Origin of the sequence: Cellulomonas algicola (assembly GCF_019024305.1) — a bacterium.
In the GTDB taxonomy this organism is placed as follows: domain Bacteria; phylum Actinomycetota; class Actinomycetes; order Actinomycetales; family Cellulomonadaceae; genus Cellulomonas; species Cellulomonas algicola.
Genome location: NZ_JAHKSJ010000015.1, coordinates 54161 through 79100 on the forward strand (window position 1 = coordinate 54161; position 24940 = coordinate 79100).

Annotated in this window: 21 protein-coding genes; 17 read left to right on the top strand and 4 right to left on the bottom strand. The window is 75.8% G+C overall.

Annotated elements, in window-relative coordinates; translation table 11 throughout:
• The first annotated feature begins 176 nt into the window (after nucleotides 1-176).
• From KOV94_RS12320 to KOV94_RS12390, 15 genes are all read left to right on the top strand, one after another.
• Nucleotides 177-503, top strand: a complete 327-nt coding sequence (locus KOV94_RS12320) for a hypothetical protein (RefSeq protein ID WP_200829780.1) — start codon at nucleotides 177-179, stop codon at nucleotides 501-503.
• Between the two features lie 11 nt (nucleotides 504-514).
• Nucleotides 515-829 carry a pore-forming ESAT-6 family protein gene (locus tag KOV94_RS12325; RefSeq protein ID WP_124343918.1) on the top strand — a complete coding sequence of 105 codons (315 nt, stop codon included), beginning with the start codon at nucleotides 515-517 and terminating at the stop codon, nucleotides 827-829.
• A gap of 4 nt (nucleotides 830-833) precedes the next feature.
• Nucleotides 834-1181, top strand: coding sequence for a DUF6507 family protein (locus tag KOV94_RS12330; protein ID WP_124343917.1), 348 nt, complete (start codon nucleotides 834-836; stop codon nucleotides 1179-1181).
• Nucleotides 1178-3931 carry a hypothetical protein gene (locus tag KOV94_RS12335; protein ID WP_218052200.1) on the top strand — a complete coding sequence of 918 codons (2754 nt, stop codon included), beginning with the start codon at nucleotides 1178-1180 and terminating at the stop codon, nucleotides 3929-3931. The genes KOV94_RS12330 and KOV94_RS12335 overlap by 4 nt, the downstream gene beginning before the upstream one ends.
• Nucleotides 3928-4308 (top strand): UCP033725 family protein, encoded by a 381-nt coding sequence (locus KOV94_RS12340; RefSeq protein WP_124343916.1) that lies wholly within the window; start codon nucleotides 3928-3930, stop codon nucleotides 4306-4308. Before KOV94_RS12335 ends, KOV94_RS12340 begins: the two co-directional genes overlap by 4 nt.
• Before the next feature lie 115 nt (nucleotides 4309-4423).
• Nucleotides 4424-5869, top strand: a complete 1446-nt coding sequence (locus KOV94_RS12345; RefSeq protein ID WP_218052201.1) for a hypothetical protein — start codon at nucleotides 4424-4426, stop codon at nucleotides 5867-5869.
• Between the two features lie 173 nt (nucleotides 5870-6042).
• Nucleotides 6043-6942, top strand: a complete 900-nt coding sequence (locus tag KOV94_RS12350) for a hypothetical protein (RefSeq protein ID WP_417282007.1) — start codon at nucleotides 6043-6045, stop codon at nucleotides 6940-6942.
• Between the two features lie 313 nt (nucleotides 6943-7255).
• Nucleotides 7256-8728 carry an FHA domain-containing protein gene (locus tag KOV94_RS12355; protein WP_218052203.1) on the top strand — a complete coding sequence of 491 codons (1473 nt, stop codon included), beginning with the start codon at nucleotides 7256-7258 and terminating at the stop codon, nucleotides 8726-8728.
• The gene (locus KOV94_RS12360) at nucleotides 8725-9795 is read left to right on the top strand and encodes a DUF6177 family protein (RefSeq protein ID WP_124344586.1); all 1071 of its coding nucleotides are present in this window, start codon (nucleotides 8725-8727) and stop codon (nucleotides 9793-9795) included. The genes KOV94_RS12355 and KOV94_RS12360 overlap by 4 nt, the downstream gene beginning before the upstream one ends.
• The gene (locus KOV94_RS12365) at nucleotides 9779-10033 is read left to right on the top strand and encodes a hypothetical protein (RefSeq protein ID WP_200829854.1); all 255 of its coding nucleotides are present in this window, start codon (nucleotides 9779-9781) and stop codon (nucleotides 10031-10033) included. The genes KOV94_RS12360 and KOV94_RS12365 overlap by 17 nt, the downstream gene beginning before the upstream one ends.
• Nucleotides 10030-11346: an EsaB/YukD family protein gene (locus KOV94_RS12370; RefSeq protein ID WP_218052204.1), complete on the top strand. Its 1317-nt coding sequence runs from the start codon at nucleotides 10030-10032 to the stop codon at nucleotides 11344-11346. The genes KOV94_RS12365 and KOV94_RS12370 overlap by 4 nt, the downstream gene beginning before the upstream one ends.
• On the top strand, nucleotides 11346-12341 hold the full coding sequence (locus KOV94_RS12375; protein ID WP_218052205.1) for a hypothetical protein: 996 nt from the start codon (nucleotides 11346-11348) through the stop codon (nucleotides 12339-12341). Before KOV94_RS12370 ends, KOV94_RS12375 begins: the two co-directional genes overlap by 1 nt.
• Nucleotides 12338-16288 (top strand): type VII secretion protein EccCa, encoded by a 3951-nt coding sequence (gene eccCa, locus KOV94_RS12380; protein ID WP_218052206.1) that lies wholly within the window; start codon nucleotides 12338-12340, stop codon nucleotides 16286-16288. Before KOV94_RS12375 ends, eccCa begins: the two co-directional genes overlap by 4 nt.
• Nucleotides 16278-16664, top strand: coding sequence for a hypothetical protein (locus tag KOV94_RS12385; protein WP_124342731.1), 387 nt, complete (start codon nucleotides 16278-16280; stop codon nucleotides 16662-16664). The genes eccCa and KOV94_RS12385 overlap by 11 nt, the downstream gene beginning before the upstream one ends.
• A 3-nt stretch (nucleotides 16665-16667) precedes the next feature.
• Nucleotides 16668-17327, top strand: a complete 660-nt coding sequence (locus KOV94_RS12390) for a hypothetical protein (RefSeq protein ID WP_218052207.1) — start codon at nucleotides 16668-16670, stop codon at nucleotides 17325-17327.
• Between the two features lie 418 nt (nucleotides 17328-17745).
• Here KOV94_RS12390 and KOV94_RS12395 read toward each other — a convergent pair whose 3' ends face one another.
• The 3 genes from KOV94_RS12395 to KOV94_RS12405 all read right to left on the bottom strand — a co-directional run bounded on the left by KOV94_RS12395 (nucleotide 17746) and on the right by KOV94_RS12405 (nucleotide 20617).
• Nucleotides 17746-18570 carry an ABC transporter permease gene (locus KOV94_RS12395; protein WP_218052208.1) on the bottom strand — a complete coding sequence of 275 codons (825 nt, stop codon included), beginning with the start codon at nucleotides 18568-18570 and terminating at the stop codon, nucleotides 17746-17748.
• Nucleotides 18567-19721 carry an ABC transporter ATP-binding protein gene (locus KOV94_RS12400; protein WP_225916604.1) on the bottom strand — a complete coding sequence of 385 codons (1155 nt, stop codon included), beginning with the start codon at nucleotides 19719-19721 and terminating at the stop codon, nucleotides 18567-18569. Before KOV94_RS12400 ends, KOV94_RS12395 begins: the two co-directional genes overlap by 4 nt.
• Before the next feature lie 203 nt (nucleotides 19722-19924).
• Nucleotides 19925-20617, bottom strand: a complete 693-nt coding sequence (locus KOV94_RS12405; protein ID WP_124342734.1) for a PadR family transcriptional regulator — start codon at nucleotides 20615-20617, stop codon at nucleotides 19925-19927.
• 479 nt (nucleotides 20618-21096) lie between these two features.
• Between KOV94_RS12405 and KOV94_RS12410 the strand changes: the two genes are divergently transcribed.
• The gene (locus tag KOV94_RS12410) at nucleotides 21097-21402 is read left to right on the top strand and encodes a DUF1905 domain-containing protein (RefSeq protein ID WP_124342735.1); all 306 of its coding nucleotides are present in this window, start codon (nucleotides 21097-21099) and stop codon (nucleotides 21400-21402) included.
• 63 nt (nucleotides 21403-21465) lie between these two features.
• Here KOV94_RS12410 and KOV94_RS21025 read toward each other — a convergent pair whose 3' ends face one another.
• Nucleotides 21466-21681 (bottom strand): DUF418 domain-containing protein, encoded by a 216-nt coding sequence (locus KOV94_RS21025; protein ID WP_268904336.1) that lies wholly within the window; start codon nucleotides 21679-21681, stop codon nucleotides 21466-21468.
• A 253-nt stretch (nucleotides 21682-21934) separates the two neighbouring features.
• Here KOV94_RS21025 and KOV94_RS12420 point away from each other — a divergent pair, with 253 nt between their 5' ends.
• Nucleotides 21935-24931, top strand: a complete 2997-nt coding sequence (locus KOV94_RS12420) for a hypothetical protein (protein ID WP_218052209.1) — start codon at nucleotides 21935-21937, stop codon at nucleotides 24929-24931.
• Nucleotides 24932-24940: the final 9 nt, after the last annotated feature.

Here is a 24940-nt window from a genome sequence, read left to right on the forward strand (position 1 = left end):
CGTGCTAGCAAGGTGCTCAAGGCACTCGTCGCCACACGTGCCCGAGGCACCCGTACGTGTGGTTCTGTCCGCTCCTGTGGACGAGGGGAACGCCGGTCCGTCCGGTTCCTGGCAGGATGCTCGGGTCGTCCTGTCCGAGGACGCCGAACCGCGAGGGGGTTGATGTGAAGTTCGCGATGGGATCCGACGTCCTCTCGACGCTGACGAAGAAGACGTCGTCGTCGAACGAGGACCTCGGCGCGCTGGTGCGTCAGCTGGCGGCGGCCGCCGAGCCGCTGCAGGGCAAGTTCAACGGCGCCGGTCGTGCGGCGTTCGACAAGTTCAAGGGCGAGACGGACCGCATCGCGGTCGACCTCAACGGCGCCCTCGCCTCGGTGCTCCAGGGCATCGGCGGCATGGACCGGTCGTTCGGCGAGGGCGACCTGCAGATGGCCGACGAGACGCAGGCCGCGCAGGGCGGCTCCGCCTTCGACGCGGCGCGCTTCGGTTCGGCGAAGGGCTGAGGGGGAGAGCGATGAGCGGCAACAGCATCGACCGTCGGGACTTCGACCTGGGCGCGTCCACGACCGCGCAGGAGAACTTCAACGCCGTCGCGCAGCGCCTCGAGGCCCTGATCGACGCGCGCGACCGTGACGTCAAGACGGCCATGGCCGACTACCAGGCGTCGGGCGTCTCGGAGGAGTACGCCGCCAAGGAGGCGCGCTGGAACCGCGTCGCCGCCGAGGTCCGCACCATCATCCGCACGCTCCGCGGCGCGCTCGAGAAGAACGACGCCACGGCGCAGGACACGCTGAAGAAGGCCAAGGCGGCCGTCGACGCGATCGGCTGACGCCGTGACGAAGTGGCACATCGAACCGGCAGGGGTCCAGGACGTCCTCACCAAGGTGGGGACGGTCGCCGGGCTGCTGTCGAGCGTCGTCCAGGCCATGCCGGGCAAGGCCGAGTCCGCGGTGACGGCGGGTAACTCGCCGATCATCGGCGACGCCATCGCCGGGTTCTTCGAGCACCACAAGCCGACGCTCGAGGCGATCGGCAACCGCATCAACGCGTCCGTCGGTGGCGCCGCCGCGGCGACGCGGTGGTACCTCGAGGGGGACGAGACGATGGCAGCCCAGCAGCAGTCCGCCGCGGCGTCGTGCACCGGTGCGAACGCCCCGACCTTCCAGGTGCCGACTCCGTGACCGACCAGTGCTACGCCTCGGGCATCAACCCGTACGCCATCCCCGGCGCCGACCTCGACCCTGACGGCGTCGTCGCCGCCGCGGACGGGCTGTCGTCGCAGGGCGCCTCCGTGCGCGAGCACGGTGCCGACGCGCTCAACACGTGGCGCGGACTGGCCGGGCACTACGAGGCGCCCGAGGCGAGCACGTTGTTCGTCGTCATGGACCCCGTCGAGACCAAGTCGCGCCAGTTCGGCGACGACGTCGAGAAGGTCGCGGCGGCGCTCAAGACGTACGCGGAGGCCATCCGCCCCATCAAGGCGTCGCTGGCCACGATCAAGAGCGACGCGTACGCGTTCCGCAGCAAGATCGCGTCCAACGCCGAGTGGGAGTACGACCAGGACCTGGTCGACGAGAACACCGCGCTGGTGTCCCGCGTCAACGCGGAGCAGGTCAAGCTCTGGGAGGCCGAGCGGACCTGCGCCAACGCGATCCGCGCGCTGTACGGCGCCGAGCCGTGGCACGCGATGACGGGCGAGGACGACCCGCTGGGCTACGGCCTCGACTCCCTGCCGACCGACGCGGCCATGCCGTGGGGGTCGGAGGTCGAGCGCAAGGACCACTGCCCCAAGTCCGCGGCCGTGCAGGTCAAGCGGTTCGTGTGGGACGGCGTCGTCGTCGACGGCCTGTGGGGCACCGTCGTGGGCCTCGGCCAGCTCGTCGGCATCAAGGACTGGTCCTGGTCGTGGGACACCATGAAGACCACCTGGGTCGGCATGGGCGGCCTCATCGGCTACGCCGACGGCGAGTGGTCCTGGGGCAACGCCGGCAACGCGTGGCTCGGGCTCGGCAAGGGCCTCATCTCGTGGGACACCTGGGAGGACGACCCCGGGCGTGCCGCGGGCGGCGCGATCTTCAACGTCGCCACGATCTTCATCCCCGCGGGCGCGGCGGTGTCCGGCTCGAAGGGCGCGGCCACCGCAGCCGGCGCCGCGGGCAAGGCCGCACGGGTCTCGTCGTGGCTCAGCAAGGGCGCGCGCGTCCTCGAGTTCGTCGACCCCATCTCGCTGGGCCTCAAGGGCGTCGGCGCGCTGCCGAAGCTCGGTGACCTGCTGACCAACATGAAGATGGTCGACGACCTCGGCAAGGCGATCGACATCGACGTCGCCGACGTCGGCACCACGCTCGACGACGTCCCGACCAACCTCGGCGACGACCTCGGCTCGAACATCCCCGTCCGCGACCCCGACCGCGTCGACGTGGGCGACACCACGGGCGCCGACGTGCCCGAGCCCGTCAAGGTCCCCGAGCACCAGCTCGTCGGCACCGACGGCAACCCCGTTCACGACACCCCCGGCGGCACCGGCTCGGGCGCCGACGACCTGCTCGACGGCGGCACCACGCGTCCCCCGGGCAGCACGACGGGCGGCACCGACGCGCCGACCGGGGGCTCGCACGACCCGGCCACGGGCGGCTCGGGCACCGGGACCGGCGGCGCCGGGCACGGAGGCTCGGGGTCCGGCACCGGTCACGGTGGCTCGGGCTCCGGCGGATCCGGCTCCGGCTCGCCGGTGGACCCGCCGAAGACTCCGGTGGACCCGCCGGCGAACCCCGTCGACCCGCCCACGACGCCGGTCGACCCGCCGACGGGCGGCACGCCGGGCCACGTCGACCCGCCGAAGACGCCCGTCGACCCGCCGACGAGCGGCACGCCGCACGACCCGGCCACGGGTGGCGCGCCGCACGGTCCGGCGACGCCTGTCGACCCCGCGACCGGTGGTGCCCCGCACGACCCGGCGACCCCCGTCGACCCCGCGACCGGGGGTGGCTCGACGCCGCCGCCCGCGGGTCCGACCGGCCCGGGCAGCTCGCCGCACGGTCCCGAGCTCAAGTTCACGGACGTCCTCGACGACGTCCTGTACGACCACGGGCTCAACCGGACCGCGTTCCGCGAGCTCATGCAGACGCGCGTCGAGGACCTCACGCGCACGCAGGTCGACACGCTGCTCGACATCCGCTCGCGCATGCCCGCGGTGTACGAGGACACGCTGCTCCAGAAGGTCATCACGCCGAACCAGGCGTTGGACATCCTGGGCACGGACGCGGCGCGGTTCTTCGACCCGGACCACCTGGCATACGTGCGGACCCTCCCGAGCGCCCAGCTCGACAACCTCGGCGGGTTCGTGTCGCGGCTCCTCGACATCGACGGTGCGACGACGGCCCAGCTCTACCACCAGCTCGGGCTCAACTATCCGGGCAGCCCGTTCACGCTTCCCGACTCGGCGCCGTACTCGCTCGCGAACGACTCCGCGTTCACCGTGCGGTACATGGCCGGCGACGGGATCGCGTCCGGCGGAGGCTCGGCGCTGCCGAGCTACGTCTACCCGGGCATCCCCGAGGGGCCGCTGCAGGCGATGGCCTCCATGCCCGACTCGCTGTACCAGATCACGGACGACGTGGCACGGCGCGAAGCGATGTTCGACTGGGTCAAGACGCACCACCCGAGCGCCGCGTACGACGCGTCGAATGCGTTCGACGTCGACCCCAAGACCGGGACGGCGCGCGTCGGCGACGAGCGCAACCCGTTCCGCGGGAGCGGCTGGAGCGGTGCGTCGTCGGCGTACAGCCCCGAGCTCGCGTACGGCGCGAACAAGATCGAGATCCCCGAGGGTGCCGAGATGTGGCGGTCCGCCGCCGACGGCTCGCAGGAGCTCGTCGCCCGGTACGTCAACGACAAGTGGGTCGTCGTGCCGAAGGCGGGTACGCCGTGAGAGCAGGCGCCTACGCCGAGGTCGACGGTCACGTCTACCCCGCCGTGAGCCTGCACAAGCCTTCCGTGCGCCTGCTCTCCTTCGGTCCGCAGGCACCCGACCCTGCGTTCGAGGACGAGGGGCGCGGGCGGTGGAGCTGGCTGGTCGACCGGTCGGCCGCGTCGCGTCTGTTCTTCGTCGAGACGACCGCCCGCTGGAAGGGGCGCGACGTCGTCGTCCAGCGGGTCGAGGGGGACACGGCCATCTGGTCGTACGACCGCGACGACCTGCCGGCCGACCCGCGGGTGAGCCGTGTCGACCGGTTCGAGTGGCAAGGGCAGGTCCCTGTCAGCGAGCTGACCGACGCCGTCGAGGTCGAGCACGAGGTCCCCCTCTGACCTCACGCGAGGTCGCGCACCAGACGCGAGGTCGCACGGACCAGGCACGAGGTCGCACGGACCAGGCGCGGGCTGCCTGAGCACAGGGACGGGGTGACGCGACACGATGGGCGCCGTGCGGGTCGGGTTCTACGTCGTCGTCGGTGGCCAGGAGTACGCGTGCGAGGCACCGTACGCGCCGCAGGTGCGCGCGCTGTCGTCCCGGTTCGACGACGGTCCCGGCCGCACGGCGACGCCGTGGCAGCGCACGGAGGTCGACCGGGTGCTCCGCGTCCGGACGACCGCACGGTGGCGCGGCGTGGACGTGACGGTGCTGACCGTCCGCTCCGACGGTGTCGTCGTCGGCGGCCCGTGGGGCGCGCCGGGCGCCCCTGAGGTGCGCCACCTGACGCACGGCGCGTGGCAGGCGGTCGTCGACCCCGCCGAGCTGACCGAGGTGCGGGAGCGCGAGCAGGACGTCCTGCGGTGCCGGCCGCGCTGGGTGACCGGCACGGGTCCGGAGGCGACGCGCGTCGGCGTCTACGCGCTCGTGGGCGACGACGTGCTTCCGTGCGGCGAGCCGTGGGAAGGGCTGCTGCCCGTGGGGTTCGGGCTCACCGGCGACCCGGGAGGCGGCGCGGCGACGGGCCTGAGCGGCGACCGGCTCGTCGCCCTCTCCGACGTCCGGGCGATGGAGACGGTCGCGACGACGGCGACGTGGCGCGGACGTCGGGTGGGTGTCGCGGTCGTCGAGGGTGACGCGGTGCTCGTGTCCCTGCCCGACGGCGGGACGGAGGTCGTCCCGCTGGACGAGCTCACGGACGTGGCCGAGGAGGTCCGTGAGGCGCCCGTCCCGAGCGTGCCGGCCCGGTCGGCCCCTCCGGTCGCCTCCGCACCGAGCCTGCCGCCGGGCGCGCAGCCCGCGGAGCTCGCCGCCTGGGTCGGTGACGGCGAGCCCGCGCACCGCGAGCTGCGCGACCTCGTCGCCGCGCTCTACCGGTCGGCGGACGTCGACGGCGTCGCGGCGCTCGCGCGTGCGCTGCCGCGACTTCGCGAGGCGGACCCGGCGGCCGACACCGCGTGCGGGTACCGGCGGCTGGACTGGACGCTGCGGGTCGCGACGGCCACGTGGGTGGCCGCCGCGGGGCTCGGGGACCTGGCCGGGCTGCTCCGGCAGGCGGCTCCCGTGACGGACGACGCGAGTGCCGTGGGGCTCCGCGACGTGCTGGGCCGCGCGCTCGGGGCGCTGCAGGAGCGGGTCGTCGAGACCCGCAGCGGGCCGGTCGACGAGTGGGACGAGGTGGCGTGGCGCGCCGCGCGCAAGGGGGGCCGGGCCGACGCCCTCGTCGCGGTCTCGAAGACCGTCTGCCTGGTGCGCGCGGTGGGTCGGGGTGACGGTCGGTACGCCGGTGCGGTCGCGGCCGTGGCCGTGCGGGCGTCGGAGGTCCGGCAGGCGGCGGCGCGCGTCGTCGCCCGGCGTGGTGTCGACCCGGGTCTGGACGTCACGATCCACCCGCTGGGTGACGCGTTCCGGCGGTCGGCCCTCGACCTGGTCCGGGACGTGAGCGGCCCGGACGCCTGAAGGCGACCTCGGGACGCCGTCCGGCGGGAGGCGCGAGGGCGCCGCGGCGCTGCACCGCGCGCACCTGCCGTCCGGGTGGGGGTGTGGATGGCGGGCGGCCGGGTCGGCGCGCGTGGGACATACTCGCCGGAGCGTCTGGAGCCGAGTCGAAGGAGCAGTTCCTCGTGACCGTCATGCAGAAGGCCGTCACCCCGCAGATGAGCGCGGCGTACCTGGAGTCCGGGTACGACCGGGTCGCGGGGTTCGTCGTGCGGGCGGCGGACGTGGCGTGGGCGACGACGCCGGCGGCGGTCTTCGAGGCGCACGGGCTCGCGTTCCCGGGGGCGCCGTTCAGGGCGGACATGGAGCACGTCGACGTGCTGCGGTTCCCGGCCGGGCCGACCATGCGGTTCGTCGACGCGACGGGCGGCACGGACCAGCGGACGCGTGAGCTCACAGGTGGTCCGTTCGTCGACCGGCCGCCGTTCACCGGGCTGGGCTTCGTCGCCGTGGCCGACCACGTCGTGCCGCTGTCGTGGCTCGAGCACACGCGCATCCCCGCGGGCTCGGAGCTCGTGCGGATCGGCCGGGACGGCTCGTCGACGGTGATCGGGCGCTACGTGGACGTCGGGCACGGGTGGACGTCGGACGTCGCGACCGTCGGGACCCCTCGCGACCCGCGCATCTCGAGGTTCGTGGGGCACCTGGTCGAGTGGAACGGCGGGCACCTGTCCGCCGACGTGCTGGACGACCGCGCGGTGCTCGCGCTCGACGGCGAGCCGCGCGCGGAGCTCGGGTTCACCCGCACGGCGATCGGTCGGTGGCGCCGCGAGGTGCCGCTCACGGAGCTCGGCGAGCGGTTCGAGCTGCACGTCAGCGGCCGGTGGAACGGGCTCGAGGTGCGGCTCGTCGACCAGTGGCCCGCGGAGAACGGCGGCACGGTGTCGCGGGCGTTCTACACGGGGCACGACGCCGACCTCGCCGAAGGGCTGCGTCTCGTGAAGGTCGACGCCGCCGCGTACGAGGTCGTCGTCCCGACCGAGAACGTCGTCGACGTCGTCCCGACGCAGCTCATCCCGCAGGGCTGGTCCTGACGATCGTCGCTCGGCGTGGTCGAACACCGATGAACGAGGCATCCATCGGTGCTGACCTGGGCCGACGGGGTGGTGGTCGACCGGTGGAGCGCTCCGCTGGTCGCCCGACCGCACGAAACGTGCCAGGATCGGCGCTCGCAGAGCGGTTGCGGCACCTGGCTGTGACCCAGGTCCGACCGAGGGGGTGACGCGGGCCGTGGGCGACCCCGTCGTGGCCTGGTGCGGCGTCTGCGCGGCATCCCTTCCCGCCGGTGCGGCGACGTGCCCCCGGTGCGGGTCGGCGGTCCTGCGCGGGCGTCGTGAGCCTCTCGCGGTGCTGGAGGGCGCACGTCGCGCCCCGACCGCGTCCGTCGTCGTCGGCCTCGTGATCGACGTCCTCCTCGTGCTCGTCGCGCTGTCCCCGGCTGTCGTCGGTGCCGTCGGCACGTCGCCCGCCGGTCGGGCGCTCGTCGCCCTCGGTGCCGTGCTCGCGGTCGCCGTCGTCGTGGTGCTGCTCGTCGTGCTCGGGCGGACGGGGCGGACGCCGGGGCTCGCCGCGCTCGGGCTGCGGCTCGTCGACGGTGCCTCCGGGATGGCTCCCGGGCGCGGGACGGGACTCGCGACGTGGGCCCGTGACGGCGTGGTGCTCGACGTGCGCGGCGGGGTCGACACCGCGCAGCGGGCGAGCGTCGGGACGCGAGAGGCGATCGGTCGGCTGCGCCCGGCACCTGCTGCGGGCGGCACCGTCGCTGCCGGCGACGCAGGGGCGGGGTCGGCCACAGCGGCCGGTGCCCGTGGTGCCGGCGCCGCGACGTCGCCCGCCACGACCGGCACGGCCGGCCCGAGATACGGCGTCGCGCCCGTCGCGGACGACACCCGGTACGGCACCGCCGCGGGCTACGGCGTCGCGCCGCGCACGGGCGACGGCTGGTCCGGTGCTCCCGCTGCTCCGGGCGCGGCGCCTGCGACGTCGTCCGGGGCGGCCCTGTCCGGTGCCGCGAACCCGTGGGCCTCGACGGCGGCAGCCGCGTCGGCGGACACCGGCGAGGCCGGCGCCCAGGCGGCTCCGGCGGCCGGCGGTCGGCGAGCCGCACGACTCGCCGCCGCGTCCACGGACCCGTCCGGAGCTCCCGGTGCGCAGGCGTCGTCGCCGACGCCTCGCGTCGCGCACCCGCCGTCGGGCGCGTTCCCCACCGTCTCGACCGGCACGCCCGGTCGCGGTGCCCCGACCGCGGGCGGTGCGGCGGCGGGCGTCGTCCTCCCGCCCGTGCGCGCGCTCGACGACGCCGGCCACGCCGGGTCCTCGGCGGGCTGGACCCCGACGCGCGGGAGCGAGCCTGCGTCCGGCGGCACGCACGGAGCCCCGGGCCGGGCCGGCGGACCCGCGGGCCCGTCCGGGTCGACGGCACCCCTCTCGGGGGCCGTGCCGGTGGTCGGAGGGGGCGGTGCGGCAGGCCGACCGACGGGTGGCGCGCACGGGATCGTGCTCGTCGCGGACGACGGCGAGCGGCTGCTGGTCACCGGTCTCACGCTGATCGGGCGCAACCCCGAGCCGCGTCCCGGCGAGGTCGTCGCCGGGCTGGTCCCGATGATCGACATGACCCGGTCGGTGTCGAAGACGCACGCGTCGGTCCGCTGGGACGGCGCGACGCTGTGGGTCGCCGACCGCGGGTCCACGAACGGCACGGCGCTGGTGCGCCCGGGTGCGCAGCCCCTGCGGCTCGGCACGGCGACGGAGGAAGAGGCCCCGGTGGGCTCCCAGCTGCGGCTCGGGGAGCGCGTGTTCCGCGTGGAGGCGACGGCATGACGGTTCCGCACCCGGCGCTGGACGCGCGCGCGGGCGAGGTCCTGGTGACGGAGACGCGCGCCGAGGTCGCGTACCTCAGCGAGACGCGCGCCGACCTGCTGGTGCGTGCGCGCGCCGACGGGCGGCGGGTCGCGCTCGTGAGCGACGAGGTGACGCGGCTGTCGTACCCGATGCGCGAGGCGCTGCGGGACTCGGGCGGCGCGTGGGTCGTGCGCGGGATCGACGGCACGCTGCGCGACGGGTCCGACGGGCGTCGGCTGTCGTCGGTCGGCGAGATCGCCACGCGCGGGCCGATCACGGCGGCGGAGGACGTCGCGGTCCGGTTCCTGCGCCCGGTCGCGCCGCAGTCGGTGCAGCTCGTCGTGTCGCAGGCCGTGCGGCACCGCGCGACGGTCGACACACAGCTCGGCGGCACGGCCGAGCTGTTCGCCGAGGACCTGACGGGTGCGGCCCCGAGCGGCTGGGGTGCGCACGAGCCCGCCGTCGTCGCGTGGGACCGCGCGCGGCTGACCGAGCTCGCGCGGAACCGGATGCCGGAGGAGACGACGGTCGTCGTGGCGGGGACGCCCGAGCGGCCGCTCGTCGGCACGATCCGCACGACCCGCACCGAGCACGGCCTGGAGGAGACGACGCAGCTCGTCGTCGGGGTCGGCGCACCGGGCAGCCCGCAGGCGCGCGCCGCGATCGACGCGCTCCCGGGCACGTTCGAGCGGCTCGCGACGCGCAGCATGCCGCTGTTCGGCCTCGTCATGGGCCGGCAGGGCCGCCGCGACCTCACGTTCCCGTCCGTCCTCGAGGCGCCGCCCGTGCCCCTCGGGATGCTCGTGGGCCCGCCCGGCGTCCGCGACCTCGGTCTGCCGGTCGACGAGCTCGTGCGGACCCTCGGCGCGCGCGTCGTCGGACGGCCGCGCGTCCCCGGCCTCTACTTCCCGCTCGGCACGCTCGAGCGCGACGGCTGGCAGGCCTTCGACGAGGTGCTGCGGGCGATCGGCCACGACCGGGTCCGGGAGGCGCTCGGTGCCCCGCGCGGACCGTGGGAGGGGGTGCTCGATGGCCCGCGACCCTGATGCCGTCCTCCTGGAGTCCGTGCGCGTCCACCGGGCGCGGCTGCGCGCCGCGTTCCTGCACGGCGACCTGCGCGACCGGCGGACCACCAACGACAACGTGCGGCGGTTCGTCGGGAGCGTCGTCGTGGCCGCCCTCGCGTGCGCGGGCTGCGCGGGGTACTCGTTCGTCCAGGCGAACAGCGGGTCCCTGCGCGGAGGTACGTCGAGCCCGCAGTCGACGATCGGAACGACACCGTGAGCACCTTCACCCGGCTGACCCTGGTCGGCGCGGAGCGTCGCGCCGAGGTCGTCGTGCCGTCCGACGAAGGCGTCGCCGCGATGCTCCCGCAGCTGCTCGAGCTGCTCGGCGAGTCGCCGCGGCTCGCGCCGCAGGCCGTCGCGCTGGTCCGGGTCACGGGCGACCAGGTCGACCTCGCGCTCGACCCCGCGTCGCAGGGGCTGCTGGACGGCGAGGTGCTGCGCGTCGTCCGCGCCGCGGCCGCGCCGCCGCCTGCGGAGGTCGCCGACGTGACCGACGCGGCCGCGGAGGAGCTCCGCGTGCGGACCGACCGATGGTCGGCGTCGTCGCGCCGCGTGCTGGCGGCCGTCGTCGTCGGGCTCGCGACGGCGGCGACCATCGTCGCCGTGCCGCTCGTCGAGCAGGCCGTCGCGGGCGCTGCCGCGGTCGCGGTCCTCGCGCTCGTGCTCGCCGCCGTCGCGGCCGGCCTGGGGCGTGCGGGCCGCCGGTACGCCGGCCTGGTCCTCACCGCAGCCGTGGTCGGTGCGGGCGTCCCGTTCGCCGCGCTGCTCCTCGCGACCGGTGACGTGGCGCTCGCGGAGGCCGCGACCGCGGGGTCGCTGCTCGCGTGGGTCGCGCTGGGCGCAGGCGCCGGGATCGGCCGGTCCGACCGAGGCGCCGCCGTCGGGGCCGTCGCGGGCATCGTCCTCACGACGCTCCAGCTCGTGCTCGGTGCGCTGCTGCCGGAGGTCCGGGCCGATGCGGTCGTCGCGGTCGTCGCGGTGATCGCCTGCGGCCTGCTGCCCTGGTGGGCGATGACGACGTCCGGGCTGACCGGCCTCGACGACGCCGCGCTCGACGGGACACCCCCGCGCCGTCCCGCCGTGCGTCTCGCGCTCGGCGACGCGTACGCGGGCCTCACCTGGAGCACCGTCGCGGTGGCCGTCGCGGCGGCGACGTCGTGCGCGGGCCTCATCGCCTCCCGTGACACCGGCGCGACCGTCCTCGCCGTCGTCGCGCTCGTCGTGCTCGCGCTGCGCACCCGGAGCCTCCCGCTGCGGCCGCAGGTCGCACTGCTGTGGGCGGCCGTGGTCGTGCCGCTGCTCGTCGGCGTGCTCGGTCCGTGGGGTGGTGGCGAGCCTGCCGCGGCGGCCGGTGGGGCGCTCGCGCTCGCCGTGGTCGCGGCAGCCGTCGCGGGCTTCGACCCGTCGGGTCAGCAGCGCGCCCGCTGGCGGCGGATCGGCGACCTCGCCGAGCTGCTCGGAGTGCTCGCGATGCTGCCCACGCTGCTCGGGGTGCTCGGCCTCTACGCCGACCTGCTCGGGACGTTCTGATGGCCGGTGCACGGCTGCGTGAGGTCGCCCGGCTGACCCTCGGGGGCTCGACCGGTCTCGCGCGGACGCTCGAGGAGGCCGACCAGGGCCTGCGTCGCGCGGTCTCGACCAGCCGACGCGTCGCCGTCGTGCAGGCCGACGGCGGTGCGGGTGCGACGACCACGCTCGCGGGAGCCGCCACCGCGCTGGCGCAGCGCCGGCCGGCCGCCGTGCTGACGGTCGACGCCGCGGCCGGTGCCGCCGCCCTCGTCGCGGCGACGCGTGCCCCCGAGCCGCTGCCGTGGACGGTCGCGCGCGGCGCGACGGCGGGCCTCGCGCGTGCCGCCGACGCGCGCGCCGCGCTGCCCGTCGGTCGTGGCGGCCTCCGCGTGCTCGGGGACGGGACGGCGTCCTCGCCGTGGCCGCCGGGCCCGCGCGCGTGGCGGGAGGCCGTCGACCCCGTCGGGCGCTTCTTCGACGTCGTCCTCACCGACTGGGGCGTGCGGTCGGCGGGTGACCTGCGCGTCGTCGCGGGCGACCACCACGTCGTCGCGGTCGTCGCGCGCGCCGATCGTGGACCGGCCGAGCGCGGTGCCGTCCTCGCAGCACGACTCGTCACCGGCGGGCACGACGGCTTCGCGCCGGGTCGGCCCGGTGCCGATGGCGGCCCGGTCGCCCACGGTGGCGCGTCCGGTGCCGGCGGGTCCGGCGTCGGTCTCACGTCGCCCGGTACGACGCCCGGTGCCGGGCCCGTCGACGGCGGGTGGCGTGCTCCAGCCGTCGTGCTCGTGCTCGTCGACGTCGGCGGGACGGGCGGACGGTCGGACGCGGTCGCACGCGACGCGCTCGACGGGCTGCCGGTCAGTGTCGTCGCGGTGCCGCACGACACGATGCTCGGTCGCGGTGACGTCGTCGCGGGCACGGCGGTCAAGGCCGCGTGGTCGGGGCTCGCGTCGCACCTGCTGGCCCGCGCGTGCGACCCGTCGTCCGCGCTCGCCGACGGGCAGGTCGCATGACGCGCGTCCTCGTCCACCGCCCCGCGCGCATGGTCCGGCCGCTCGAGCAGCCGCCGGACGTGCCGGTCGCGTCGCCGCCGCAGACGAACGACGCCACGGGCGGCGCGGGACTGCAGTCGCTGCTGCCCGTGGTCGGTGCGGTCGGCTCGATGACGATGATGCTGGTGCTGCGCGGCAACCCGCTGTTCGTGCTGGTCGGGATCATGGTGCTGGTCGTCGCGCTGGTCGGCGGTGTCGGCATGGCCCTGAGCAGCCGCGGCACGGCGGCAAGGACGCGGCGGCTGCAGCGCGAGCGGTACCTCGACTACCTCGAGGAGCTCCGCGCGGACCTCGCGGACGCGGAGGACGACGCGCGCAGCACGGCCCTCACGGTGCACCCGGACCCGGTCGCGCTGGTCGACGTCGTGCGCGACCCGGAGCGGCGCTGGGAGCGCCGGCGCACCGACCCCGACTTCCTGGACCTGCGGGTCGGCGTGGGCGACCGGCCGTGGTTCTCGCTCGTCGTCCCGGAGGACCCGAACCCCACGCAACCCTTCGACCCCGCGATGGCGGCCGAGGCGCGGACGGTCGCGACCCGGCACGCGCGCGTGCCGCAGATGCCCGTGACCGTGCCGCTCGACCGCGCGGGCGAGGTCGCGGTCGTCGGACCGCGCGACGCCGGCCTGGCCGTCGTGCGGGCGCTCGTCACGCAGGCCGTCGCGCTGCATGCGCCGGACGACCTGCAGGTCGCGGCGGCGTTCCCCGCGGCACGAGCGGACGACTGGGCCTGGCTCGGTGCGGTGCCGCACGTCGTGGACGACGCGCTCTTCGACGGTCCCGTGGCGGCGCGCCGGGTGGCCGGTGACCTCGCCGGGCTCGTCCGCGTCGTCGGGCCGACGCTCGTCGACCGCGCGCAGGCGGCAGCCCGGGCACGACGCGGCGGCGGTATGGGCGACGGTGCCGCGTTCGCCGCGCGCCTGCTGGTGCTGTCCGACGACCACGGCGACGTCGCGCAGGTGCTGCCCGCGGTCGACGCGGCGCTGCGGCCCGCGGACCTCGGCGTGACGGTCGTGCACCTCGTCGAGGACCGGCGGCACGAGCCGTCGGACACCGCGGTCCGGCTCACGGTCGACACGGACGGCTCGGTCGTCGTCGAGGACCTGCGCGACCCCGAGGCCGTCCCCGTGCGCGCGACGGTCGACGACGTCCCCGTGCCCCTCGCGTCGGGCCTGACGCGCGCGCTCACGCCGCTGCGCCTGTCGTGGGAGGACAGCGCCGAGGCCGGCGAGGCCGCCGCGATCGGCACCGACGCGCTGCTGGGCGTCGAGGACGTCCGCCGGATCGACCTGCACCGCACGTGGGCGCAGCGTTCGCCGCGCGACTTCCTGCGCGTCCCCGTCGGCGTCGACGACACGGGCACGCCGCTGCTGCTGGACCTCAAGGAGTCGGCGCAGCTCGGCATGGGCCCGCACGGGCTGTGCGTCGGCGCGACCGGGTCCGGCAAGTCCGAGATGCTGCGGACGCTGGTCGCGGCGCTCGCGATCACGCACCCGCCCGACGACCTCGCGATGATCCTCGTCGACTACAAGGGCGGTGCCGCGTTCGCGCCGTTCGCGGACCTTCCGCACGTCGCGGGCATCATCGACAACCTCGCCGACGACGCGGGCCTCACCGAGCGGGCGCGCGCGAGCATCGCCGGGGAGGTCGTCCGCCGCCAGCAGGTGCTGCGCGACGCGGGCTCGTCGCCGTCGATCACGCACTACCGCGAGATGCGCGCGACGACCCGGCCGGACCTGCCGCCGCTGCCGCACCTGCTGCTCGTCATCGACGAGTTCGGCGAGCTGCTCACGGCCGACCCCGACTTCGTCGACCTGCTGCTGACGATCGGCCGCATCGGCCGGTCCATCGGCATGCACCTGCTGCTGTCGAGCCAGCGCATCGAGTCCGGCCGCCTGCGCGGGCTCGAGACCTACCTGTCGTACCGGATCGGTCTGCGCACGTTCTCCGAGGCCGAGAGCTCGGTCGTGCTCGACACGCCCGACGCGTTCCACCTGCCGGCGGTGCCCGGGTACGGGTACCTCAAGGTCGACACGACGGTCTACCAGCGATTCCGCGCGGGCTATGTGTCCGGGCCGCTGCCGACCGACGACGTGCCCGAGCCCGAGGTGACCGACGAGACGCGCCGGCCGCTGCTCGTGCCCGTGCACCACGGCGTCCTCGCGGCCAACGGCCTCGGCGACGGCGCACCCGGCGAGGTCGAGCTCGTGCGGCCGTCCGTCGGCGCGTCCATGGTCGACGTCGTCGTCGAGCAGCTCGCGTCCGCCGCCGACGCCACGACGCCCGTCTGGCTTCCGCCGCTGCCCGCACGCGTCGCGCTCGGCGGGCTGGTCGGCGAGCAGCGCCTCCCGCACCTCACCGTGCCGGTCGGCCTCCGCGACGACCCCGCGAAGCAGCGGCAGGGGACGTGGCGTCTCGACCTCACGCGCGCCGGCGGGCACGTCGCGATCATCGGCGCCCCGCAGTCCGGGCGGACCACGGTGCTGTGGACGATCGCCGCCGGGCTCGCGCTCACGCACGACCCGCGCCAGGTCGCCGTCTACGGCATGGACCTCGCGGGAGGCGGCCTCAGCCGGCTCGAGGCGTTCCCGCACGTCGGCGGGGTCGCGACGCGGTCCGGCCGCGACCGGCTGCGCCGGCTGCTCGAGGAGCTGCACGGCATGCTCGCGCACCGCGAGAAGGTGTTCGCCGAGCACGGCATCGACTCCCTCGCGCTGCTGCGCGCCCGGCACGCCGCCGGCCAGGTCCCCGAGCTCGCGACCGCCGACGTCGTGCTGCTCGTCGACGGGGTCGGCGCCGTGCGGGGCGACTTCGAGGAGCTCGACGAGACGTTCACCGCGCTGCTGTCGCGCGGCAGCGGCTTCGGCATCCACGTGGTCATGACCATGGCGCGCTGGAACGAGGTGCGCATGCAGAGCCAGCCGCTCGTCGGCACGCGCGTCGAGCTGCGGCTCAACGACCCCGGTGACTCGACCGTCGGGCGCAAGCTCGCCGCGACGCTGCGCGCCGACCAGCCGGGCCGCGCCCTCACCGACGACGGCCTGTTCGCGCAGGTGGCGCTGCCGCTGCCCGACACCGCCGCGCTCGACGGCGACGTCGCGACCGTCGGTGCCGGCCTCGACGCGCTGGCCGACGAGGCCCGCCGCCGCTGGGGTGGTGCCGCCGCCGCGCCGAGGATCCGCGAGCTCCCCGAGGTGCTCGAGCTCGCCACGCTGCCCGACCCGCTCGACGAGCCGGACCTCGTCCCGTTCGGCCTGCGGCAGGACACCATGTCGCCCGCGCTGCTCGACCTCGTCGCGCGCGACCAGCACCTGCTCGTCTTCGGCGACCCGCGCTGCGGCAAGACGACGCTGCTGCGCACCGTCGTCGAAGGGCTGGTCGACCGGTCCACGCCCGACGAGCTCGTCGTCGCCGTGTTCGACCCGCGCGGCGGGCTCGCCGACGTGTGCCCCGAGGACTACCTCGGCGGTCGCGCGACGAGCGCACCGCTCGCGCTGCAGCTGTCGACGGCCGTCGCCGCGGAGCTCGCGAAGCGCACCGGCGACGGCCCGTCCGGCGGACCGCGGATCGTCGTCGTGGTCGACGACTACGACATCCTCGCGTCCGGCGGCACCGACCCCCTGCGCCCCCTGCTCGAGCACCTGCCCGCCGCGCGCGACCTGCGGCTGCACGTGCTCCTCACCCGGCCCGTCGCCGGCGCGTCCCGCGCGCTCTACGACCCGGTCCTGCAGGCCGTCCGCGACACCGGCGGCAGCGGGTTCCTGATGGCCGGCGAACGGTCCGAGGGTCAGGTCTTCCCCGGCCAGTACGCGGAGCTGCTCCCGCCTGGACGCGGCAAGTGGCTGCGTCGCGGAGAACGGCCCACGCTCGTCCAGGTCGCCACGTCGCAGGAGGTGCCCGGTGCCCCGTGAGCTCGTCGTCCTCAGCCCCACCGCGCCCGACGCGCGCGTCCTCGTCGAGGCGGGTGCCGCCGTCGACCCCGACCTGGGGCTCCGCACGCTGCACGACGGCGCCGTGCACCAGGTCGTGCGCGTCGACCCCGCCGACCCGTCGCAGGGTGCGGGCGTCGTGAGCATCATGCAGCCGCTGCGCGTCGACAACGTCGCCGAGGTCCGTCGCCTCCTGCCGACCCTCACCGCGCTGCCGTCGTGGCTCGGTGCCGGGCAGCCCGTGTGGTGGGTCGAGGCCGTCGCGCCCTGGGGCGACCTGGGCCGGACCGGGATCGCCGTCGTGCAGGAGATGGCCGCGCGCCTCGGCGGCGTGTGCGTCGTGCAGGACGGCGAGTAGCCCGTGTCGTTCGTCGCACCCCCGCCCGCCGCGCTCGCCGGGCTGCCCGAGAGCGTGCTCACCGCGCTCGGCCGGCCGCTGCCCGCGACCGGTGCCGTGCACGTCGCGGGCGTCGGTGGCGGCGTCGGCACGTCGACCGTCGCCGGGCTCGTGTGGTCCGTCCTCGCGCTCGCGCACCCCGGAGCCGTCGGGCTCGCGTCGCACGCCGCCGTGCTCGGTGGCGGGGGGCTCGGCGCCGGACGCGTCGACGCGCGCGTCGAGGGCGACGTGCCCGCGACCGCACCCGTCGTCGTGCACGACCGGGGGCCGCACGCCGCGGTCGTCGCCGAGCAGGAGCCCGGGGCGTCGCGCGTCCTCGTCGTCGTGTGCCGTGCGCACACCGGGGGGATCGCCGACGCCGCACGCGCGGTCGAGCGGGTCGGCGCCCGCGGGCCCGACGACCTCGCGCGCGTCGTCGTCGCCGCCGTCGCGACCACCGGTGCCGCGCCCGGGACGCGGACCGTCGCCGCTGTCGCCGACCGGGTCGGGCTCGCGGTGCCGCTCGTCGTCGTCCCCTTCTCCCGCCACCTGGGCGCGGGCGGCCCGCTGCCCGGCCCGGACCCGCGCCCCCTCGCCGCCGCAGGCGTTCTCTCGGCCCACGTCCTGGCGGCCCTCGCCTCCTGACCTCACCCTCGCGACCGGGCGACGGTCGCCACGACGGCGCCGTCGCCGGAGGTCGGTCGACGTGGTCGCCGAGGTGGCTCGTGCGGCTGTGCGCGCGACGACCCGGTCATGAGGACCGCTGCGGAGTGGGTTCCGGTCACCACCACCGGGTCGTGACCGGAGGTCGGCCCGCGTGGTGGCTGAGGTCGCTCGTGCAGTCGGGATCGCGGCCGGGTTGTGCGCACGACGACCCGGGCATGGCGACCGCTGCGGGTTGCGTTCCGGTCGCCATGACCGGGTCGTGAGCGCGGACGGTCCGGGCGGCGGGCGTCCGGGTGCGCCGCGACCCCGTCACGGGACCGTTCCGACGGGTCGTCGAGTGTCCGTGACGGGGTCGCGGGTTCGCGGGCCGAGAGGTGCGGGCCGCCCGGCCGGTGGGTCAGAGAGAGCGTTGGTACGTGCGCATCGTCGCGACCGACCAGGCCGCCACCAGGACGGCGAGCACCGCGAGGAGGGCGGAGCGGGTGCCGACCAGGGTCCAGTCGACGTCGGTCGACATCGCGGTCCGTGCGACCTCGGTCGCCCACGTCAGCGGGTTGAACCGCGCGGCCGACTCGACCCACGCGGGCAGCAGGGCGGGCGGCATGAGGGCCGTCGAGACGAACGTCGCGGGCAGGACGATCGTCGTCGAGATGCCGATGAGCGCCGTCTGGTCCCGGGCCAGCAGCGCGACGGCCGCGGACAGCGAGCAGAACGACGCGGCGAGCAGCAGGGACGCCCCGAGCGCGACGGCCAGCCCGACGACGCCGCCGTCGAACCGGGCGCCGGCCGCCCACGCGATCGCGAGGACGATGACGCCCTGCACGGCCGTGAGCAGCAGCTGCTGCACGAGCTGCCCGACGACGAGCGCGGACCGGTGCACGGGCGACGTGAGCAGGCGGTCCATGACACCGCTGCGGATGTCGTCGATGAAGCCGGTCCCCGCCCAGGCGCCCGAGTACAGGACCGTCATCATGAGGATGCCGGGCACCAGGAACGTCAGGTAGTCGTCGGCGCCGAACCCGGGCACGGTCGCGACGGACTCGAAGACGTTTCCGAAGAGCACGATCCACACGAGCGGCTGCAGCACCGAGACGCCCAGGCCCCACGGCTGCCGGACGGTGTCGACGACCCAGCGTCGGCACACCTCGCCGGTCTGCGCGAACCAGGACGCGCGGCGGGCCACGGGGGCGACGGTGCGCGTCGGGGTGAGCGTGGCGGTCATCGGGTCACCTCCCGCGCGTCGCGCCCGTCGGCGGCGGAGGCTCCGTCCGTGTCGCGCCCGGCAGGGACGGCTGACGAGCCGGACGTCGAGCGACCGCCCGACGCGCCGGAGGTCGTGCGGGCCGGCGCAGCCGACGCCGAGCGGTCGGTCGACGAGCCCGTCGGGCGGGCCGGCGACGAGTCCGACCACGAGCGGCCCGCGTAGCGGAGGTAGACGTCGTCGAGCGTCGGGCGCGAGACCGCGACGGCCCCGTGCCGGACGCCCGCGGCCTGGAGCGCGGCGATGGTCGCGCCGACGACGGCCGGGCCGTCGGGCGTGCGCGCGACGAGACGGCCGGTCGGCCCCTCGACGTGCACGACGACGTCGGTCAGCACGCGCGCGACGGCGGCACGCACCGCGTCGGCGGCGGGCTCGACGAGGTCGACGGTGAGGGTGTCGCCGACGAGCGTCGCCTTGAGCTCGTCGGGCGTCCCGGCGACGACGACGCGCCCGCGGTCGACGATGCTCAGCCCGTCGGCCAGTCGGTCGGCCTCCTCGAGGTAGTGCGTCGTGAGCAGCACCGTGAGCGCGTCCTCGCCGGCCAGGCGGCGGATCTCGTCCCACATCGACGCGCGCGCCTCGGGGTCGAGGCCCGTCGTCGGCTCGTCGAGGAACAGCACGCGCGGCGCGTCGACCAGGCCGAGCGCGACGTCGAGCTTGCGCCGCGTCCCGCCCGACAGGCCGCCCGTGCGGCGGTCGCCCGCGTCGCCGAGGCCGAACCGGTCGACGAGCGCGGTGGCACGGTCGGACGCGGCGGACCGCGTCGCGCCGCGCAGCCGTGCGGCCATGACGAGGTTCTCGCGCGGCGTCAGGAGCGGGTCGGCGCCCGTGCCCTGCGAGACGTAGCCGATGCTGCGGCGGACCGCGTCGGCGTCGACCACGACGTCCTGCCCGACGACGCGGGCCGTGCCGCTCGTCGCGCGCGACAGCGTCGTGAGGATCTTCGTGGTGGTGGACTTGCCGGCGCCGTTCGGGCCGAGCAGCCCGTGGACGGTCCCGGCGGGGACGGTGAGCGTGAGGCCGTCGAGGGCGCGGACGTCCGGGCGGCCGCGGCCGCCGGGGTACGTCTTGACCAGGTCGACCGCCTCCACCGCCGGTGGGCGGATGGGCATGGTGGTGCTCCTTCTCGGTCGGACCGAGACGCCACCTATGCTGGTCGTCGCAGCGGATCGCACAGGTGTCCCGCCTCGCGGCGGGGCTCGGTCGGTTCGTCGTCGGTCGGCCCGGGTGTGCCAGCACCTGGGCCGACCTCGTTCCCGGGGACGGTTCCCCGGGGGTCGTGGTGGCGCGACGGCGCGACGGCCGCCCTCGCCCGTCAGCGGTCGGGCGGGCCCTCCTGTCCCGACAGGAACGGCGACAGCGCGTCGGCGACCGCCTCGGCGAGCTCGTCCGGGTCGATGCGACCCGCCGCGTTGGTGCGCGCGTGCAGGGACCGCCACATGTCGACGTGCTCGAGCGTGCCGTCGGAGATCGACGCCTCGAGCCCGACGACGAAGTCGAGCTCGGCGCGCAGCAGCCCGATCTCGTACTCGGCCTCGAGCGCGAAGATCCGGGGGAGGCCCTGCCGGCGGGCCTCGTCGACCGTCGTCTCGAGCGACGTGAGCGTCGTGCGCACCGACGCGGCGCGCATGCGCAGCAGCCGCGCGACGTCGTCGGGCGCGAGCAGCGGGAGGAACGACAGCGCGGCCTCGAACTGCGGGAACTCCTTGACGGGCGTGCGCACGAGGTCGCTCAGCCAGTCGACGGCCTCCGTCGCGCCGGCGTCGGTGATCCGGTAGACGGTGCGCGTAGGGCGGTTGCCCTCCCGCTCGGTCGACGCGGCCTCGATCAGCCCGCGCTTCTCCAAGCCCTCGACGACCGAGTACAGCGACCCGAAGTTGAGGCGCACGGTCTCGTCCTTGCGGCGCTCGCGCAGGGTCATCGACATCTCGTACGGGTGCATGGGCCGCTCCCAGAGCAGCGTGAGCACGGCCAGCGCCAACGGGTTGCTCCGCCCTCGTCCTGCCATCTCGCCCACCTCCCGTCGGTCGCCCGCGCGACCTACTCGCCGCCGAATGCTCGCCCTAGAGTATATCGCGTATATATCGCGTCTCAACCCCCCACGACGTCGCGCCCGCACCGAACCGCTGACGAGGGCCGCAGGCCGGGGCATGGACCGCCCGGCGACCCGGCGCTGGTGACCGCAGCGGACCGTCCACCGGTCACCAGACCCGGGTCGCCGGTGGCCCGGGGCGTCGACGCTCCGGGATCCGCCGCACGGGGGCGCACGCCGCACGGGGGCGCACGCCGCAGGGGGGCGCACGCCGCACGGGGCGCCGCCAGGATCTCTGGCCGGCCACCCGTCTCGTCACCGGCCTGTGCGTCATCAGCCCGTCGTGACGCCGGCCCGTCGCACCGCCGACCGCGTCCCGCTCGGGGCTCGCCGCGCTCCACCGCACGTCCGCCCGTTCCGGTGGCCGACGGTCCGCACCTCGGCAGGATGGGCGCGTGGAGCTCGAGTTCGACGGCGAGGTGTTCTGGTGGAAGGGTCCGGCGCCCTTCCACTTCGTCGCGGTGCCGGAGCCGGAGGCGGCCGAGCTGCGGGCCGCGTCGTCGCTGGTCAGCTACGGCTGGGGCGTCATCCCGGTCGCGGTGGACGTCGGCCGGACGCACTGGACCACGTCGCTGTTCCCGAAGCGGGGCGGGTACCTCGTGCCGTTGCGCGACGCGGTGCGCGCCGCCGAGCGGATCGAGCTCGGCGACGTCGTGACGATCCGCCTGACCGTCGACGTGGACCGCGCGGGCCGACGCTGAGCCGGACCGACGCCGAGCGGCGAGGGCGCGACGACGCGTAGGCGCCGGGGCCGTCGCCGCGGATCAGGCCCGACCGTAGGCGACCCGCCGCAGCGCGACCTCGAACGGGCCCCGCCGGCCCGCGCGCTGGAGGGCGACGGCGACGGCGACGGTGACGAGCCAGACGCCGACGGCGAGGAGCGCCGCCTGGGTCGTCGAGAGGTGCGCGCCGAACGCTCGGGACGGGCCGCCGCACCGCCCCAGGGGGCCGGCCCACGGATCGGGTGGGGGCAGGCCCACGGATCCCGCGCGGCCCGGTCGGACCACCCGGACCCGGCGACGTAGCAGGTCCTCGCCCGGGCGAGGTGGCAGGTCCCCGCCCGATCGGGCACCGCACGCTGCCCCCGGCCCCGCGCCGACGGCCGTCGCGCGCACGCCCGGTCCCTGCGTCTGCTGGACCATGGCCAGGCAGGCGCGTCCCGCCCCGGACGTCGGCCCCGCGCCACCCCGACGACCGCCGACGCCCGTCGCGTCGCCGCACGGGGCGTCCGCCGTGCCCCGGACGCCGACGGGCGCCCCCGCTGGGGGCGCGCCCCCGCAGGCGCTCCTCTCGCTCCAGGCGCTCGCGGGCAACCACGCGGTGACCGGTCTCGTCGAGGCCGGCGCGCCGACGCTCCAGCGCCAGCAGGTGCCCGCCGCACCGCCCACGGCACCACCGGCCGCCCCGCCGGCCGCGGGGGCAGGGACCCCGCTCGCCGCCCCCGCGGAGCCGCAGCACCGCTTCGCGCGCATCGCGACGTGGACCGGCTGGACCGACTCGGCGGTCACGACGCACGACGTCGTCGGCGCCGTGCCGATCGCGCACCACGTCACGCCGATCGACGCCGTGCCCGCGTCGATCACGCCCGTCGGCTGGACGCCCGGGCAGTACGAGTCGCTGGCCGCCGCGACGGCGGCGATCAAGTCCGCGGGGACGGCCGGCGCCGTCTTCCTGGAGAACGGCAGGTACGTCGCGTACCACGCGAGCGGCGAGACGCTGCTGAGCGCGTTCACGCTCGCGAACGTCCTGTGGTTCCCGGAGAAGCCGTGGACGGCCGTGCGGTTCGACACGGACGCGCAGGTCATCGTCACGGAGGACGGCGCCGAGCTACGGCCGACGCAGTTCACCACGAAGGACGACGCGAAGACGCGCATGGCGGACCAGGCGCTCATGCCGGGGGCGGGCACCGCGTCGACGGACCCGTTCGCGGGCTACAAGCAGGGCCTCGACCTCACGAAGCCCGCGGTGCTGGAGCTCGCGTTCGGCGCGGCGATGCGCGACAACGCGCTCGCGGTCCTCGCGTCCGCGCGCGTGCGGGTCCAGCGCGACGTGGACCGGCGGTTCGCGTCGGGCACGGTCTCCCAGGCGGAGATCCAGACGATGCGGAGCACCGCGGAGTACCTCGCGGGCATCGACGCCGAGATCGCGGCGATCCCGAAGACGCTCCCGAGCGGCACTCAGGAGTCGTACGCCGAGTTCCAGGCGAACCACGCGCGGTTCCAGGCGCTGCAGGCCCGTCGGCGCGTGGTGCTCGCGCGGTACCCGGCGCTCGCCCGGGTCGACGCCACGGCGTTCGCCAGGCTGAGCCCCGAGGAGCAGAACGCGCAGCTCGGCGCGGACGCGCTGCAGGTCCTCGAGGACATCGACACGACCCGCAACAACATCCACGACGGGTCGGTCAACCTGTGGAAGATCCGCTCGGTCGTCGACTCGACGATCGCCGGCCTCGGCATCTCCGACCCCGAGGCGCGCAAGCAGGTCGAGAACCTCGTCGCGGCGAACCAGACGTCGATCGCCGAGACGGTCCTCACGCTGTTCACGCTCGCGTTCGGCATCGGCGCGGCGTTCGCGACCGGGCCGGTCGGCGTCGCGCTCGCAGCGGGCGCGTTCGGCCTCGGGGTCGCGGACGCGATCTCCCAGACGGAGGCGTTCTTCGCCGAGCACGCGGCGTCGAACACCGACCTCGACCCGGCGCAGTCGCTGCTGTCGCCCGAGGAGGCGCGGTCCTGGGGCTGGCTCGTCGTCGCGTGGGTGGGGGTCGTCGCCGACGCCGCGCAGGTCGTGACCGCGCTCAAGGCGGTGAAGGCCGCCAACGGCACGCTCGAGGTGGGCGTCACCGCGCTCGCGAAGGGCGACCAGCGGCTCGCCACGGACCTGCGTCGTGCCGCGGGCATCGCCGACGCGGGCGAGGTGCTCACGGAGGCGCTGCGGCCCGGGCTGTCGCGACGCGTCGGCACGACCATCGAGGTCAACGCGTCGCTGGCGCCGCGCGAGATCCGGGTGGACATCCTGGTCGACGACGCGGGACGCGTGTCCGTGCAGGGGATGGTCGTCGGCGCGGAGGCCACGGTCGGCGAGATCCTCGCGCACGGGCAGGTCGTCACGATGGTGCGCCGCTACGACGGGCTCGTCGGCAAGATCCGCGAGCTCGTCGACAAGGTGCGCTCGCTGGCCGGCTTCCCGGCGCCGGGCGTCAACCCGTTCAAGGCCGGGTCGCAGGCGTACGAGTCGTTCTTCGAGGTCATGAAGCTGCCCGACATCATCGCGGCGCGGCGGGCCGCGCTCGGGCGCGCCCTCGGCACCGCCGAGGAGGACGTGCTGCGCCGCGAGGTCCGGTTCCTCGAGTCGGAGCTCGTCGAGCACTCCGCCGCGGTCGAGCGCATGGCCGCCGAGAAGGGCTCGGGGTTCGTCGCCGCCGCGGGCGAGGAGACGCGCAACGCGATCCGGTCCGGCGCGGTCCCGCCGCTCGAGGGCAACGCGCTCGTGAAGGACCCGTCGGCGTACTACTACCGGCGCAACCCGGCGGGGGACCCGCCGTTCCTGCTCACCCGGTTCGCCGACTCGAAGGAGCCGGCGCTCACCCTCGTGCGCGAGGGGTCAGGGTGGAAGATCGCGACGGGTGCGCTGTCGCGGCGCGAAGAGGGTGCGGCGCTCGTCGCGTCGTGGAGCGACGACCTCAAGCGCGGGTTCGCGGCGCTCGTGGGCCGATTCGCCGACGCGACCGTCGTGCCGCTGCGCGGTGTCGCGACCACCCGACGCCGCCTGCAGGAGGTCGTCACCGGGGCCCAGCAGTACGAGCTGCGCCAGATCCTCGCGGAGGCGTTGCGGACCCACCCCGACCCGCTCGTCGAGGCGACGCAGTCCGTCGACGCGCTGCTCGCGCACGAGATCGTCGTCGTGCGCGGCACCGACCAGCTGCGCGCGCACAACTACCGGCTCGCGTTCGAGACCGCGTCGGGCGCCCCCGCGTCAGGCGACCTGCACCACCTCATCCCGCTCTACCTCGGCGGCGACCACCGGCGGCTCGTCGACATCGAGCCGCTGCTGCACGACCGTCTGCACACCCTCATCGAGGGCATCCCGATCGGGGACGGCGTCACGCTCGCGCCGTCGTCGATCCAGAACTCGGCCGCGCTGACGTTCGACTACGGCGCGGGCATCCTGTCCAGCAACGGGCGCGTGCAGCTCGGCCGGTTCGCGGCCGACGGCACGTTCGTCCCGGTGCCGTGAGGAGGGCGC